We start from the raw sequence: 15,647 nt of genomic DNA, 5'->3' as shown, positions 1-15,647 counted from the left end.
AGCCTGATGAACGACCAAGTTCTACTCCACAACCTGTACCTCGTTGACGCGACACGTGATCAGGCACTGCCCACTGCAGCCATTTTGGTAGAGGGTGAAAGGATCATCGCAGCCGGCGCCGAGGACGAAGTCCGGGACGCCGTCGGCAGCCAATCTCCGCGGGAGGTTGATATGGGCGGACGGTACGTCTCGCCTGGTCTGATCAACATGCACACCCATCTTTCCCTCTCACTTCCCGGGCCCAGAGGTGCAGCAGTTAAGGGCATGAACGACTTCCAGCTGGCGCTCTACATGGCCGATGGTGCCTCACGAACACTCCAAAGCGGTGTCACTTCCATCCGTTGCGTTGGAGAGAAGCGGCATGCCGACTTCGCACTCCGGGAAGCCATCAAATCAGGCTACGTCCCCGGTCCCCGCATGTTCACTGCCGGGCAGCCCCTCTCATGCACGGGCGGCCACGGCCACACATCTTCCGGCGCCCTCGAATGTGATGGGGCCACGGAGTTCCGCCGCGGTGTCCGTCAGCAAATCAAGGCGGGAGCCGACCTCATCAAGGTGATGATCTCCGGCGGGATCTCCGGACAGCACGAAAACATCACCACCCGCCAGGTAACCGCTGACGAGCTGGAGGCCGCCATCACGACAGCGCATGAATGGGGCAAAAAGGTCACCGCCCATGCGGGCCCTTCCGGGATCATCGCCGAAGCCGTTAATCTCGGCCTTGACTGTGTGGAACATGGGTATGAGCTGACGGGCGAGGTTACTGACCTGATGGCGGCCAGAGGCTGTGCATTAGTGCCCACGCTCGTCGTGACACGTTGCAAATCCTTCTTCAATGAACTCGGCGTACCCGAATGGATGCAGCAGCGCTCTCTGGGCGCCGGCGAACGCCACCTTCAGAGCTACCGCAGTGCTTTAAATTCCGGGGTCACAGTCATGCTTGGCAGCGACATGCCGCCATTCTGGAAGTTTGAAGGAACGTCGGCCGTAGTCCGGGAGCTCGAACATATGTCGGAAAACGGCCTCGGCCCAAGGGCGACCATGGAGGCCGGAACGCTCGCGCCGGCCCGGTGGCTTGGCGCCGACGACCAGATCGGCTCAATTGAGGCCGGAAAATACGCCGACCTCATTGCTACTGACGGGGATCCGAGCACTGACACAAGCACTTACCGCAGTCTGTCTTGGGTGATGAAGAACGGGGATATCACCAGAGACGACTATTCCCTGAGCGTACGTGAGGTTTCCGTATGATCGACGCCGGGCAAGGTTCCACCGACCCCTCTGCCGCCGCCCGCCGAATCATAGATTCGCTGACGGACATGTATACAGCCTTCTTGGAATCCGACTGGGAGAGGTTTGACGCCCATGTTGATCCCACCCTGACAGCGTGGGAGACACATCTGGATGAAATGATCCGCGGCAGGGACGGCCTTGACGATTACCGGCGCACCCGCCCCACGCCGCAAAAGCTCAGTTACCTTAGCGCGAGTGATCACATCATTGATACGTGGGGCGAAACCAGCCTCGTCCGATATATCCTCACCGGCGCCAGCGCAGCGGATCCAACTGAGATCAGGCGCTCCAGGGTCACCGAAGTGTTCCGCTGGGACGGCCGCACCTGGCGGATCGTTCACCGGCATTCTGAACGGCTGGCGCAAGGAAAAGCCCAGCAGCCGAACCTTGATAGCTAAGCCTGCAGTCAGGATTGTTGCACGGTTAGGATCCCCTCTAGGGATTTGGCGGTGTCACGGACAGGATGAATTCAGCCGGGACATCGCCGGCATTCACGTATCGGTGAAGTGCCCGCGAATCGAAGGTAATGCTGTCCCCAGTGAGGAGTTCGTAGTTCACTCCAGCCACCTCGGCCGTCAGGGTCCCGGAGATCACGACTGCACACTCCGTCGACGGATGGGACCAGCCTTCTTCCGAGGTCGCTTCACCCGGAGCCAGGGTGCCCCGTAGGACTTCCAGATCAGTGCGCCCGGGAGTCAACCGCTCATAGGTGATGTGCCCGTTTGCTGCGGCAAGACCTGGGCGTTTTCCCGGCTTCGAATGGTGAACAGCCGTTGGTATAGGCTCGGCAAACAGTGTAGCCAGATCGGCGCTGAAGACGGCTGCGAGCTTCCTAATGGTTGCTAAGCTGGGGTCCGTCGTTCCCCGTTCGATTTGGCTCAGCATGCCCGCTGACAGCCCCGTAGCGGACGCCAGCTCCCTCAAGGACATACCGCGCTCCTTGCGCAATGTCCGGACTCGCTCACTGATCAAGTTGAACCCTCTATCTCTGCATCGGCTCGGGGGCGGTGTCGCAGACCCCGAGGTGAATAGCCACAGTAAACATTGTATAAAGACTCTTTACAAGAATCGAGTGGTCTGGCACGCTCGAATGACGCAAGTCACCGTCCACGGATTTCTAAGGAGCTTTTCACATGCCCATCAGATCAAGGCTGCAGACAAAGAGATGGCCGAAAGTTCTTATTTCGGCTGCCCTTGTCGCTGTATTGGCCCTTAGCTCCGGATGCGCTTCGGACAGTTCCTCCAATGCTTCATCGAGCAAGACCTTGGTGGCCAACACTAACTTCGTCTACAAGACATTGGATCCGGGCCGGGCCTACGAGCAGACGGGCTACGTCGCCCTCCATTCGCTCTACTCCACTCTCATGACGTTCCAAGGCGATGACATTACTACACCCGTCCCGGATCTCGCCGAAAGTGTGGAAGCATCGGCCGCCGGCAAGGTACACACATTCAAACTTCGGGACGATGCCACGTTTTCTGACGGAACACCGGTCACCTCCGCCGATGTCGTATTTTCACTGACCCGCCTTCAGAACCTCAAGGGTAGCTCGGCGACGTTCTTCGCCGGACTAACCTTCGACGCTCCCGATGAACGCACAGTGGTGGTCACTGCAGAGGAGCCCTCACCCAACGTTCCGGTTCTCCTGGCCATGCCGGCGAGCAGCATCATCAACTCCAAGATTGCCATGGAAAATGGAGCCACGGACGCAGCTGACGCGGCGAGTGTGGACACCGCCCAGACCTACTTGGACACAGAGTCGGCAGGCAGCGGTCCCTATGTTCTGGAACGCAACGACCCGGGGCAGGAGCTGGTACTCGTAGCCAACGAGAAGTACTGGGGGGAAAAGCCCGCCTTCGAGCGTGTCGTCCTTCGCAACATGGACATCCAGAACCAGAAACTCACTCTATCCAGGTCAGAATCGCCGGAGATCGCATTGGACTTGACCGGAAACCTGCTCGAAGACCTACCGAAAAGCCTGTCCGTTTCCCAGAAAAAAGACAACATTTTCTTCGCCTGGTCCAATGTAGATGCCGCGGTTTCGCCGATTAGTTCCAACCCGGATTTCGTCGCCGCGTTCAAATCCTCCATTGACTACGAGGGCCTCGCGGCGCTGATGGGTCCCAGCGGTTCCACCCTCGGCGGTTTCGTTGCCGATGCATACCCTGGTTCTTTGCCGGCCGAGTCCGGACCCAAGCAGGACATCGAAGGGGCCAAAGAGCGGCTCGCCGTGGCCGGATTAACCAACCCAACCGTGCCCTTCATTTATCCGGCCATCACCTACCGTGGCGTCGATCTCGGAACCATTGCCACCAAAATCCAGGGCGACGTCAAAAAAGCAGGGATCAATCTCGAGCTGAGCCCGCTGCCGCTGACCGCATTCCTGGAAGAGTATCGCGGCGGTAAATCTGTAATGGGCATGACGCCGCATGCCCTGAGTTATCCCCGCGCTGAAAACCTCGTCACAGTTATGGGCCCGGGCGGCACCAACGCCAAGCGGGTCGGGTGGACGGAAAAAGCCGCCGCCCCCCAGGCAATAGAGGCATCGCAGGACGTTTTCGCGGCAACCTCTGACGATGCACGCACTTCCGCAATCGTCGAGTGGCAGAAGGTCATGGCCACGTATTCTCCCTTTATTCCGCTCGGAGTGAATTCAGGGGCAATCGTATCCACCCCCCAGGTCACTGACGCCAACTACACTTCAGCCGGCTGGATCATTGACTTGGCTGACATCAAGGCTGCGGGATAGAAAATGGCAACCAAAGCACAGTTGCCGCCGGATCCGGCAATGTATAGCGACTCCGGCGGCGATGAAGAAAAAATGCAAAGCAAAGGAATCATCGACCGGTCCCGAAGAGACATGGCATTCCTGCGTTACCTCGGGCGCCGGCTCCTGACAACGCTTGGGCTGCTCCTTGGATCAACGGTAGCGTCGTTCGTGCTCGTGCAGGCCGTTCCCGGTGATCCGGTCTCGGCCAACCTCTCCGACGCCGCTCTAGCAGACCCGGCAGCAGTCGCCGCCTTCCGCAGCCGCTGGGGCCTGGATCAGCCCTTGATCATTCAATACTTCACCTACTTGGGCAACCTCCTTCAGGGTGATTTTGGGACGTCCCAACAGAGCGGGCGGCCGGTTCTTACCGACATGCTCGACTATGTTCCGGCAACTCTTGAGCTAGCCATCCCCACAATGATCTTGGCCATACTCATCAGCGCCTTCTTGGGATTGATTGCAGCCGTCAACCACGGCCGCTGGCATGATCAGGTCGTCAGGGTTGTTTCCCTACTGGGCCTGTCCACCCCGCCGTTCTGGATCTCCATCCTCGCCCTGTACTTCTTCTTCTTCGTGCTCGGCGTAGCCCCGAACGGCGGCCGGCTAAGCCCCCAGTTTTCACCGCCGGAGACCATCACCGGCATGTATTCCGTGGATGCCCTGCTGGCCGGTGACTTGGAACTGGCAGCCGATGCTGTGCAGCACATGGTTCTTCCGATTGCCGTGCTGACCTTGTCTACCGTTGCCATGCTGACGCGTTTTGTCCGATCGGCGCTGCTGGAGGTATTGCGCAAGGACTACATCACCGCGGCCTATGCGAAAGGTCTTCCCACCAGGACCGTGATGGTCAAGTACCTCATGCGGGCCGGACTCGTGCCAATCATCACCGTCATCGGCATCGCGTTCGCGTCCCTACTGGCCGGAACGGTCCTGGTTGAAAGCATCTTTTCCTGGCCGGGAATCGGTCAGTACGCCTACCAGAGCGCCTCCGCTCTCGACAGGCCTGCCATTCTGGGCATCACCCTATTTGTCGCAGCGGTGTACCTGCTAATCAATTTGATAGTCGACCTTCTGTACGGGTTGGCGGATCCGAGAGTAAGACTGACGTGACACAGACCGACACTTCCCGAGAGACGACAAGTCCCTCCGCATCAGCTTCCGGCGGGGAAATTACCAGGAAGCCACTGTTCAGATTCAAGTGGCCAGCCAAAACCGAATCCAGCAAGATTTGGCGACAACCGGTCGTCGTAGGGGCAATTATCATTGCCTCGGGTTGGGCGATCGTTGCGATCCTCGCACCTGTCCTGGCCCCCTACGGTCCGCTGGTCCAGAGCTCCGACATCTACGCTGAGCCCAGCGCCCGCCATCTCTTTGGCACAGATGAACTGGGACGGGACGTACTGAGCCGGGTTATATACGGAGCGCAGCTCTCAATCCCGCTAGCGCTTTCGATCGTTGCTTCAGCGCTGCTTGTTGGGGGCATGTTGGGCATGATAGCCGGGTACATTGGCAAATATGTCGACGAAGCCATAATGCGGCTTACCGACCTGGTCTTCGCTTTCCCGCAGATCATCCTGGCCATGGCCGTTACGGCTGCGCTCGGCCCCAGTACGGGGAATGCCGTCCTAGCCTTGGTCATCGTCTCCTGGCCAGCCTACGCCCGCGTGATCAGGGGCGCAGTGCTGAGTATCCGGGGCGAAGACTATCTGAACGCGTCACGGATGCTTGGAGTTGGTCCGCTCAAGGCCCTGCGCAAGGACGTGGTGCCTAACAGTTTCGGTCCGGCGATCGTTTTGGCTACCTTGGAATTCGGTAATGCCATCCTCCTGCTGGCGGCCCTGTCCTTTCTGGGGCTCGGCCCTCGGCCCCCGGCACCTGAATGGGGGGCAATGATCGCCCTCGGAACGAACGACATCAGCATGTGGTGGGTCAGTGTCTTCCCCGGACTGGCCATTCTGACGGTAGTGCTGGCCTGTAACATCATCGGCGATGCCCTCAGGGACCGCCTTGATCCGCATGCGCTAGGAGGCCGGTAGACATGGAACCTATATTGAGCATGAGAAACGTGGGTGTCAGCCTTCCTGCAATGGACACTCACTTCGATGTCCTTTCGGACGTTTCCCTCGACGTGTATCCGGGAGAAGTCGTCGGTGTTGCAGGCGAGAGCGGTTCCGGAAAGAGCATGACCGGAAAGACGCTTCTCAACCTCCTGCCAACGGGCGCGGAAGTCCGCGGCGAAATTAACTTTGACGGAATGAATCTCCGGAACCTTGACGATCGTGGATGGAGGGAACTGCGAGGCGGTAAAATCGCGATGGTTTCCCAGGACCCCACAGCTTCGCTACACCCGATGCTGACCGTCGGCGAGCAATTGACAGACCATCTCCGAACCCATCTGGGCCTTAAGAAGCCCGCCGCCCAGATACGCGCCCGCGAGCTGCTGGCGCAGGTGAGAATCGCTGATCCTGATCGCGCCCTGAAATCGTATCCTCATCAGTTCTCGGGAGGCATGCGCCAGCGCATCTCTATCGCCATCGCGTTGGCCGCCGGCCCGAAACTTCTGATCGCCGACGAGCCAACCACGGCCTTGGACGTCACCGTCCAAGCCGGGATCCTCCATCTGTTCCGTCGGCTGAGCCGGGAGATGGACCTCAGCGTCATCTTCATCACGCATGACTTGGGAGTCCTGGCCGCGCTGGCCCACAGAACGTACATCGTGTACGCAGGACGGATCATGGAAACTGCGCGCACCGATGAACTGATAGGACACCCGCGCCACCCGTATGCCAAGGCACTTCTTCAAGCACGGCCCGAAATGGCGGAAGACGGTACGGGGCGTGCAGCGCTCCGTCCTATACAAGGACAACCTGTTACCGCGTCCTCAGCCCCAGCCGGATGCCCGTTTGCAACAAGGTGTTCTGACCAAGTTGAGGCCTGCACTCCGCAGGTTCCTCCGCTCGTGCAAGTGCCGGACCACGGCCGCAGGGGCGAACCTCATTTGGCTGCGTGTGTAGTCCATGCGCCAAAAGTTCCCGCTGATGACAATGATCCAAGGGCTCCGGAAGTCAGATCTGCCCCGGCCCCTAGCAAAGCGAAGGATCTCGTATGAGCCTGTTAGAAATCAACGACGTGGTCGTCGAGTACCGGGGTGCTACCAAAAAGAAGGTGGCTGCTGTCAACGGCGTTTCACTCTCCGTGGAACCAGGACAAATTGTGGGATTGGTCGGTGAATCCGGATGCGGTAAGTCATCGCTTGCCCGCGTTGCTTCGGGCCTCATCAGCCCTTCCGGCGGCACGGTGCGCTTGAACGACCACCCTGTACGGCCACTCGGATGGCGGCGCCGGGACGACGAGCAGCTGGGGCTTCAGATGGTCTTTCAGAACCCGTATTCATCGCTGAACCCTCGCCGGCGGATCGGCGACCAGCTGATGGACGGATTGCCCAAAGGCTCTCCTGCTCGTGAACGCCGCGAACATGCGCTGGAACAGCTGGAAAGGGTCGGTATGCCTTCCAATACCGCGACCCGGTTCCCACACCAGTTCTCGGGCGGGCAGCTGCAACGGATTGCGATCGCCAGGGCGCTGGTGACGAATCCGTCAGTTCTCATCGCAGACGAACCCGTTACCGCTCTTGACGCATCAGGCCAGGTACAGGTCGTCAACACCCTTCTCAATCTTGTGAAGGAACTCAACGTGGGCATGCTGTTCATCTCCCACGATCTTGCCCTCGTACATCACATTGCTGACATTACGGCGGTCATGTATCTGGGGAAGATTGTGGAATTTGCATCCACTGAAGACCTTTGGAGTCATCCTAGACACCCATACACATCGGCTCTTATTGACGCCATCCCCAGGGTCCGGCAGAACGCATCCCTCCCCAAGCCCCTTGAAGGAGACATCCCCGATCCGGCAAACGTACCCTCCGGGTGCCCGTTCCGACCCCGATGTCCAGACGCCTTCGAAAAATGCGTTGAGGCACCGCCCCTGATGCCCCACGACAGAGGCAAGGCGGCTTGCTGGCTTACCCAAGGGGCGAATATCCCCGTCCGTGCTGGTTGACCACCTAACGGACAGTGCAGGAGTCAACGGATCTCTCCGACCTGGGGAGATTTGCGGCTCAGCAAGTCTTTCGCCTGGAGGGACCTTTGCCCCCGACACACAAGATACGTCTTACAGCAATCCCTCTGAACCTGAAGCAGATTCATCTAGGACATAATCCCCTAGGAGATGTGTTGACTTGACCTCCACCAATTTTTCTATTTCCTCCGTCAATACTTGTGCACTTGCGGACGCCAGAGAGGCCCCGGTCCGGGCACAGCAGTCCCATCCGGAACTGGAGTTTCGCAACTTCGGCGCAGACCTTGAGACCACGAAGCAGATCGCGCGACGCCTCAACGACGACGCCGTCGGCGCGGATTGGATCGTGAAACAGGGAAGAATCAACGGCGTCGTCGGACGAACTAGTCCGGATGAGACAGTTGCGAACCTACGGGGCATGGTCATGGGCAGCCTAGAAAAACAGCTAGCCGAGATCTTCCCCTGGAATAAGGGCCATGACGGATCCGAAAGTATCCATCGTCAACTGAACGCCCGCATACGCCAGCTCGGGCGCGAGGAGTCCGTGCAGGTTCTGCCTTTCTACCAAACCCCCGACGACCCCGAGTTCACCGGGCAAATGCGCCCCGAGCGGACGGACGACGGAAACCACCCGAGCCAGACAGGTCATCGCCACCTTGGCGAGATTCCGTTTAGCTGGCCGATACAACCCACGATGGAAGCGATATGACGAAACCGATTACTGAAACAAGGACGGACGGAGGAGCCACTCCCGCCGAACCCGCGATCTCCGTTGAAAATCTTACGAAGCGCTTCGGCTCCGTCGAGGTAATCAAAGGGGTGTCCTTCGCAGTCCAGCCGGGCGAGGTGCTCTCGATCATTGGACCTAGCGGCACAGGGAAGAGCACGTTGATTCGTTGTCTCAACCTGCTTGAGGTTCCCACTTCCGGAACCGTGGATGTTCTTGGTGACCGCATTAGCGCGGCCGGAGCGGTGACGCTGAATGAGCGGCAGCTAGCCAAACTTCGACTCCGCGCGGGCATGGTGTTCCAGACCTTCAACGTTTTCCCAAATCTGAGCGTCGTAGACAATGTCTCGCTCGCTCAACGCCATGTTCTCGGGCGTGGCAAGGACGAGTCGCGCGCTGAGTCGCTCCGCCTTTTGGAGCGCGTCGGACTTGCCGAGCGCGCGGAATTCAAACCCGACCAGTTGTCTGGCGGACAGAAGCAGCGGGTCGCTATTGCGCGGGCCCTCGCCCTGGAACCAGAGGTGCTCCTGCTCGACGAGCCGACCTCATCTATTGACCCCGAATTGCGTGTCGAGGTTCGGGCAGTCATCGACGAACTCGCTGCAGGTGGCATGACGATGGTCATGGTCACCCACGAGATCCGCTATGCGGCGCGGTTGTCCGACCGAGTGCTGTTTCTCTCTGATGGTGTCATCGTCGAGAGTGGCAAGCCCGAAGATGTAATCCGCAACCCGCAGCAGGAGCGTACTCGGCGGTTCCTCAGTGCCATTGAGGACGAAGGATGATGGTTACCATCAGCGCGGTTGGGTCGGCGCTACTCGTCACTTTGATGATGGTTGTGGTGACCCTCATCGGAAGCGCGCTCCTCGGGATTCCGGTCGCATTTGCCCGAATGAGCCGATTCCGGGCGTTGAAGTTCCTTGCCGCCGCGTTCATCGGGGTGATTCGAGGTGTTCCGCCCCTGGCTTGGCTGTTCATCGTGTTCTTCACCTGGACGGTGGGTGACTTCAAGCCGGGTGCGATGGTCGCGTCGTTGATCACCCTGATCATCGTCAATTCTGCCTACTTCGCCGAGAACTATCGCGGGGGGATCGAGGCGGTATCGCCTGGACTCCGCGAAGCAGCGGCCGCTCTCGGTCTCAGCCGTCAGAAGGCAATGTGGCTCGTTACTGTGCCGTTGGCTATGAAGGTCATCATCGGCTCTTCTAGTTCGATCGCAATCAACATAGTTAAGGAGACCGCTATCGCTTCACTGATCGGCGCCCAGGAATTGACGTTCTGGGCGAACGCGAAGGTGGCCGCTGGCGAAGACGGGATGGTCTATTTCTCGATTATTGGCGTCCTTTACCTCGCCATCAGCCTTGCACTCGGTCTCATCGCGCGTCGGCAGACCAACCTTTCCGTCGGACCGGCGAGCGTCTGATGGTCGAGACGCTTCTGGAGTTGTGGCCGGGCTTTCTCGAAAGCATGAGGCTTACCGGCGCCGTACTCGTGCCTGGCCTGTTGCTGGGAATGATTCTCGGCATGGGAATGTTCGCACTGCCCAAGTGGATCAGCTGGTTGCCGTGGGCGGTGTCGGAGATCGGACGCGGGTTGCCCGCTCTGGTGCTCCTCTACTTCGTCTACTTCGGCCTGCCGGGTGCCGGTCTGACCCTTCCTGCCTTCCCGGCCATCGTGTTGGCCTTCGTGATAACAACTGCGGGCTACACGGCTGAGATCTTTAGATCATCTATCGCCTCGATCTCTAAGCAACAGATGGAGGGCGCACAAGCCATTGGGCTTTCCCGGTGGCAAAGCCTGTGGCTGGTAATCGTTCCCCAGGCTGTGAAAATCGCGGTGCTACCACTGGCGAGTTTCGCGATCCTAATCTTCCAGGGAACCTCACTGGCGTACAGCATCGGGATCACGGAGCTAATGTCAGTCGCGTACACAACTGGCGTTATTTCGTTCGAGGTGGCGCGCTATATCTATGGTGCCGCGCTGTACTACCTGGTCATAGTTCTCGCATTTGAGGGAATCATGGCGCTCATAAAAGCTGGGTCCTTCAGCCCCTCAAGACTCAAAAGAGCCCGGCCCGTGCCGAAGAACGCTGATCCTTCTCTTGCACAAGCACAGCCGTAGTCGTTCCCCTTTACGTCGTGTACATCAACACCGATTACACGCACCATCCGAATAGAACGGATCTTCATCATGAGAAAAGCTCGTCTTATCGTTGCTGGGCTAGCGGTTGCTACGCTCCCTCTCGCTCTCGCAGCATGCGGTAGCACCGACGAAAGTACCGGGGCCGTTGCGGCTGATTGCGAACCCAAGTGGGACTTCGACACGGTCACTGAGGGCTACCTCACAGTGGCAGCCGTCAACAATCCGCCGGCGATTCTCGTCAACGCTGATACCGGCGAAGCCGAGGGATTTGATGCGGAAATCTTGCCCGGATTTGCGGAAGCAGCATGCCTCGAAATGCGGTGGACCCCACTGGCGGGCGCCCCCGCAGTTGCTGCGATGACGGAGGGCCGCGTGGACCTCGGCTCAGGTGGCTGGGCGATCACCCCGGAGCGAGGTGAGGTCATCGGCCAGTTCGAGGAGGGCGTCTACTGGAACATGGGTGCCATCCTCGCGAAAGAGGAAATTGACTCGTTGGAGGACCTACAGGGAATGACTGTGGGTGTGGAGGGTGGTTCGCAATATCACGAACCTGTCGTTGCCTTTATGGGAGAGGAAAACGTCCGCATCTATCCCTCCGTGGAAGCGGAAATTGGCGACCTTAACGCCGGTCGCATTGATGCCGTTTTCTCTCAGGCCATCCAGATGACTCACCAGGCTTCGGAGCGCGACATGCTCGAGGAGTACACGATCTCGATCCTGCCCCCCGACGAATCGCAACCCGTGCTGACCGGGATGAACCCGTCGAACTACCCGTTCACGAAGTCGAACACTGCCCTTGGCGCCGCAATCCAGGAGTACATCGCGACCATGAAGGAGACCGGGGAGCTGGCCGAAGTACTTGAAAGTTATGGATTGCAGCCCGAAAACATCGAAGGTCCCGAAGCTGCGGATTCGGCCGCTAAATGAGAAGCGCGTCGGTAACTTTCACCAACGCGAATCTCGTCACCTGCGCGGCGGCAGACTCGGGAATCCCCCCCTTGATCGAGCGGTCCTCCTTAGAAGTTGTCGACGGGAAGATCGTCGGTTTATCCGAAGGCGTGCCTTCCGACAACCACGACGTCAGGGACCTCGACGGAGCCTTCGTCATGCCCGGGCTGTGGGATGGCCATATCCACCTCGGCAGCCGTGTTCCGCCGTTTGAGCATCTTCTCCGTGGCGAAGACTCACGGGTGGCAATGGCGAGATGCATCGCGAAGGCCCAGGACAACCTCTTTCACGGTGTCACCTCGCTGCGGTCTCTCGGCGAGCCCGACAACACAGACCTCGTCCTTCGGGATCTTATCGCGGCAGGGACTGTGCAAGGGCCCCGAATCTACGCTGCCGGAGACACGAAATGGGCGCGCCGATCCGCAGGGCCGGACCTGTTCCGAATGCGCGTCCGTGATGCGGCATTTGCGGGAGTCGACACAGTGAAGCTCATGATGACGGGTGGTATCCCGTATCGCGGGCCGGTCGATGCGCTGACTACGAGGAAGAACGAACTTGAGGCCGCCATTGAAGAGGCCCACATGTGGGGGCGGAAAGTCGCGGTGCACGCCATGGGTGACCTCTCAGTTTCCATGGCGATTGATGCGGGTGCCGACGTCATCGAGCATGCCTTTGCCTGCACTCCGGCAATCGCTGAACAGTTCCTCCGGGAAGGGCTCTCATGGAGCCCGCAACTGACCGTGACGGATGTGTGGACCCCTGCCTATATGAAGGAGCAGGGGCTGCCGGAGTGGATGGGCAAGAATGCCGAGGACTCTCGCGCAGGGCATCATGAGCTGTTTTCCCGCGCAGCGCAGCTCGGCGTCAAGATGGTTGCTGGAGTTGACAACCTCCCTCGCGGTAGCGCGGGTGAGGTCGGAATCGAGATGGCGGCCGGCATCCCGGGCATCGTTCGCGAGATTGAACTGATGGTTGAGCTGGGGCTGGACAAAGCAGAGGCGCTCCGCTCCGCGACACTGAACGTCGCAGAAACGGTGGATGCGGGTTCTCGTAGCGGTTCCCTGGAAACGGGGAAAGACGCGGACCTTCTCATTCTGGGAAGCAATCCGCTCAATGACGTACGAGCGCTGCTCGACGTGCGTCAGGTCTGGCTTGCTGGGCGGGCAGTTCGGTGATGCGTCTCAAACTCGCATGACCTCATCACGAATCGACCGCACCACCAAATAGATATTGATATTCACCAACAGAGAGAAAGCATCCCTTGAGAATCGATGATTCCTGGTTGGGCCTCGGATGGCCGGACTTTACTGCCTACGATGCACTTGACCCCACGACAAAAATAACCCTGCTGGGTGCTGACCCTTTTTTCCCTGAACCATGCCTACCCTCGCACGTCATTGAGGCAACTAAAAAGGCACTCGATGACGGTAAAACACATTATTCGTTGGCTAACGGCTTTGCGGAACCGGTCCTTAAAGAGGCGCTGGTACGAAAATTGGCGAGTTTCAACCATCTTGATGTGGACCCCGAGACTGAACTGATCGTCGTGCCGAGTTCAGCCTTCGGTCTTTATCTGGCGACTCGTTTGTGTATCCGGCCGAATATGGGCGATGAAGTCCTCAACATCGATCCCGGGTTCGCCGAAAACTTCAACGATGTCTACCAGATGGGCGCCACCAGTGTGTCTGTTCCTGTCTACGCCGAAGATGGCTTTCAGCTCCGAATTGACGAGCTGGAAAAACGCGTTACGGAAAATACACGCTGTCTAATTCTTACTAATCCCAACAACCCCACAGGAACGGTATACACGCGGGAAGGGCTTCTGCAGCTCGCAGCTTTCCTAGAACGGCACGACCTAATGATCGTTGTCGATCAGGACTTCGAGCGGCAGATCTATGACGGCATTGACTACGTTACCTTCGCGACGTTACCTGGCATGCGGGACAGGACAATCACCGTTTTCGGGACGTCAAAGGACCTCGGACTGACGGGATTTCGTGTCGCATACATGGTCGCGTGCAAGGAGGTTATCGACATCCTGAAACCGGCAACGTTCAACATGCACGGGCCGACAAACACGTTCGCTCAATATGGTGTAGCGGCCGCCTACAATGATCCGTCCTACCTCGATGAATGGTTCGAAATCTACGAAAGACGCCGGCTGTTCGGCCAGAAGGTCCTAGACAGCATTGAAGGCGTCACGTGCCCACTTCCTAACGGTGGCTTTTACTTTTGGGTAGATGTGCACAAATTAGGAACCTCAACCGAAGTGCGGGATTTCCTCGTTAGGGATGCGAATATCGGGGTTTCGCCTGGAACTTGGTTCGGAACCGGAGGAGAAGGCTTCCTCCGCATCATGTACGGCGCTGTACCTGACGATCGGTTGTACGAGGAAGGGATCCAACGAATTTATGATTCCTTAACGAAACTCGGTCATTCCAAAATTCACAGTTCCGGACAGCAGCAAGTCACTCACTCAAATCCTGAAAATCTCAACGCCTTTTCTTGAACTGAAGGAGCTGCTATGAAAAATTTCGATACTGAAGTTTCTACCCAACCTGCACCCGAGGGAGATATCACGCGCGCCAGACAGGCGATGGGCGATAAAACCTGGAATATTCTCGGCCACACATACCTGTTGAAGGCAAAAAGCGCGAGCAGCTTCGTGTGGCGATCCCATGATCCCCAAGGAACGGGTGTTTCGCCTCACGTTCATGTTAACCAAGATAAACACATGTACGTTCTTGAAGGCACTTATACTCTGTATCTCGATGGCCAGTGGACCACTGCCGGCCCGGGAGATTTCGTCCGGATGCCTATGAACCATACCCATGCCTACTTCAACAGGTCTGACATTTCCAACAAGGCGCTTTTTTGGGTAAGTCCTGCCGGCCGCATCGCGGAACTCTTCGATGAACTGGACAACCTTGACGACTATGAGGAAGTCGTTAGGCTTTCAGCTCTTCACGGCGTTACTTTCCTTCCTGCGGGCGCCATACCGGGCGTTTGAAGGGTGGTCCTCCTACGGAACGAATACATGAGCCACTCAACGAACCTATGCGGCCTTCGACTAGACCGACCGCCGAAGCTATTAGTAGGGGAGAGAACCCGGCATTGGCGTCGTCAATCATCATCGGCGCTTTTACTGACAGAGTACGGAAGTAACAGAGTTACCACGGGCCGTAAGAGCTTGCAGACCGCCAGTAGTGGCGATCACTCAAAGCGCCGGAGAGAAGAGTTGCCCCGTGTTCAGAGGGTGCTGGATCGGAGAACTAGGACGAAAACCGTCCGGCGAGTTCGCATCATCTGATGCCAATATGCTGCCTTCTACTTGACATAAGGCAGGTTATCGGCGAGACAAAACGCCTAGTCAGAAGGCGTTTTCCTCGCTGACAAACCAGGAAGGCTTACCGCCGGCATGGCTGTTGGGTTCGCGGTTGTTACCATCTGCAGCCCGCTTTTTTACGTATCTCGCAACGCCGATAGCATAGATTATGTTAAGTAAAGTCTGGCGAATCGTATTGAGTGCGATTTCTACTGGTCGACAGACGCTCCGCCGCCATCGATAAAGGCGCCAACTGCTGCATGCACTGAGCATGCCAAATCACTCCACCAACCTCGCTCACCCGCCGGGCAGCCCGGATGCCCTTTTTGCCGCAGGCTACCGGTCACAAATCGTAGTTCGG

Annotated in this window: 16 protein-coding genes; 15 read left to right on the top strand and 1 reads right to left on the bottom strand. The window is 58.2% G+C overall.

The genetic code is table 11. The annotated features are described in order from the left end of the window. Nucleotides 1-6: 6 nt before the first annotated feature. Together AC5RWO_RS05715 and AC5RWO_RS05710 are read left to right on the top strand one after the other, a co-directional pair. The gene (locus AC5RWO_RS05715; protein WP_498730024.1) at nucleotides 7-1,251 is read left to right on the top strand and encodes an amidohydrolase family protein; all 1,245 of its coding nucleotides are present in this window, start codon (nucleotides 7-9) and stop codon (nucleotides 1,249-1,251) included. Further along, a complete protein-coding gene (locus tag AC5RWO_RS05710) occupies nucleotides 1,248-1,691 on the top strand; it encodes a nuclear transport factor 2 family protein (RefSeq protein ID WP_498730023.1) in 444 nt (147 codons plus the stop codon). Before AC5RWO_RS05715 ends, AC5RWO_RS05710 begins: the two co-directional genes overlap by 4 nt. 37 nt (nucleotides 1,692-1,728) lie before the next feature. On the opposite strand, the gene AC5RWO_RS05705 is transcribed toward AC5RWO_RS05710, so the two are convergent. After that, a complete protein-coding gene (locus tag AC5RWO_RS05705; protein ID WP_498730022.1) occupies nucleotides 1,729-2,265 on the bottom strand; it encodes a helix-turn-helix domain-containing protein in 537 nt (178 codons plus the stop codon). A gap of 296 nt (nucleotides 2,266-2,561) precedes the next feature. On the opposite strand from AC5RWO_RS05705, the gene AC5RWO_RS05700 reads away from it, so the two are divergent. From AC5RWO_RS05700 to AC5RWO_RS05640, 13 genes are all read left to right on the top strand, one after another. Next, nucleotides 2,562-4,043 carry an ABC transporter substrate-binding protein gene (locus tag AC5RWO_RS05700; RefSeq protein ID WP_498730021.1) on the top strand — a complete coding sequence of 494 codons (1,482 nt, stop codon included), beginning with the start codon at nucleotides 2,562-2,564 and terminating at the stop codon, nucleotides 4,041-4,043. Nucleotides 4,044-4,046: 3 nt separating this feature from the next. Continuing rightward, nucleotides 4,047-5,174: an ABC transporter permease gene (locus tag AC5RWO_RS05695; RefSeq protein ID WP_498730020.1), complete on the top strand. Its 1,128-nt coding sequence runs from the start codon at nucleotides 4,047-4,049 to the stop codon at nucleotides 5,172-5,174. A 371-nt stretch (nucleotides 5,175-5,545) separates the two neighbouring features. After that, nucleotides 5,546-6,100 (top strand): ABC transporter permease, encoded by a 555-nt coding sequence (locus AC5RWO_RS05690; RefSeq protein WP_498730019.1) that lies wholly within the window; start codon nucleotides 5,546-5,548, stop codon nucleotides 6,098-6,100. Between the two features lie 2 nt (nucleotides 6,101-6,102). Then, nucleotides 6,103-7,173, top strand: coding sequence for an ABC transporter ATP-binding protein (locus tag AC5RWO_RS05685; RefSeq protein WP_498730017.1), 1,071 nt, complete (start codon nucleotides 6,103-6,105; stop codon nucleotides 7,171-7,173). After that, the gene (locus tag AC5RWO_RS05680; protein WP_498730016.1) at nucleotides 7,170-8,126 is read left to right on the top strand and encodes an ABC transporter ATP-binding protein; all 957 of its coding nucleotides are present in this window, start codon (nucleotides 7,170-7,172) and stop codon (nucleotides 8,124-8,126) included. Before AC5RWO_RS05685 ends, AC5RWO_RS05680 begins: the two co-directional genes overlap by 4 nt. Nucleotides 8,127-8,304: 178 nt before the next feature. Then, nucleotides 8,305-8,853 carry an SGNH/GDSL hydrolase family protein gene (locus tag AC5RWO_RS05675; protein ID WP_498730015.1) on the top strand — a complete coding sequence of 183 codons (549 nt, stop codon included), beginning with the start codon at nucleotides 8,305-8,307 and terminating at the stop codon, nucleotides 8,851-8,853. Further along, nucleotides 8,850-9,656 (top strand): amino acid ABC transporter ATP-binding protein, encoded by an 807-nt coding sequence (locus AC5RWO_RS05670; protein WP_498730014.1) that lies wholly within the window; start codon nucleotides 8,850-8,852, stop codon nucleotides 9,654-9,656. The genes AC5RWO_RS05675 and AC5RWO_RS05670 overlap by 4 nt, the downstream gene beginning before the upstream one ends. Next, nucleotides 9,653-10,294 carry an amino acid ABC transporter permease gene (locus AC5RWO_RS05665; protein WP_498730012.1) on the top strand — a complete coding sequence of 214 codons (642 nt, stop codon included), beginning with the start codon at nucleotides 9,653-9,655 and terminating at the stop codon, nucleotides 10,292-10,294. The genes AC5RWO_RS05670 and AC5RWO_RS05665 overlap by 4 nt, the downstream gene beginning before the upstream one ends. Beyond that, entirely contained in the window at nucleotides 10,294-10,992 is a 699-nt protein-coding gene (locus AC5RWO_RS05660; RefSeq protein WP_498730010.1) for an amino acid ABC transporter permease, read from the top strand. Before AC5RWO_RS05665 ends, AC5RWO_RS05660 begins: the two co-directional genes overlap by 1 nt. Nucleotides 10,993-11,217: 225 nt before the next feature. Further along, on the top strand, nucleotides 11,218-11,940 hold the full coding sequence (locus AC5RWO_RS05655; RefSeq protein WP_498730008.1) for a substrate-binding periplasmic protein: 723 nt from the start codon (nucleotides 11,218-11,220) through the stop codon (nucleotides 11,938-11,940). 71 nt (nucleotides 11,941-12,011) lie between these two features. Beyond that, complete coding sequence (locus tag AC5RWO_RS05650; protein ID WP_498730006.1) at nucleotides 12,012-13,136, top strand: amidohydrolase family protein; 1,125 nt, start codon at nucleotides 12,012-12,014, stop codon at nucleotides 13,134-13,136. Between the two features lie 86 nt (nucleotides 13,137-13,222). Next, nucleotides 13,223-14,470: a pyridoxal phosphate-dependent aminotransferase gene (locus tag AC5RWO_RS05645; protein ID WP_498730005.1), complete on the top strand. Its 1,248-nt coding sequence runs from the start codon at nucleotides 13,223-13,225 to the stop codon at nucleotides 14,468-14,470. Nucleotides 14,471-14,485: 15 nt separating this feature from the next. Next, nucleotides 14,486-14,971 (top strand): cupin domain-containing protein, encoded by a 486-nt coding sequence (locus tag AC5RWO_RS05640; protein ID WP_498730003.1) that lies wholly within the window; start codon nucleotides 14,486-14,488, stop codon nucleotides 14,969-14,971. The last annotated feature ends 676 nt before the right edge of the window (nucleotides 14,972-15,647 follow it).

It is taken from the genome of Arthrobacter sp. B055-34 (genome assembly GCF_059090425.1).
This window is presented reverse-complemented; position numbering and strand designations above follow the sequence as displayed.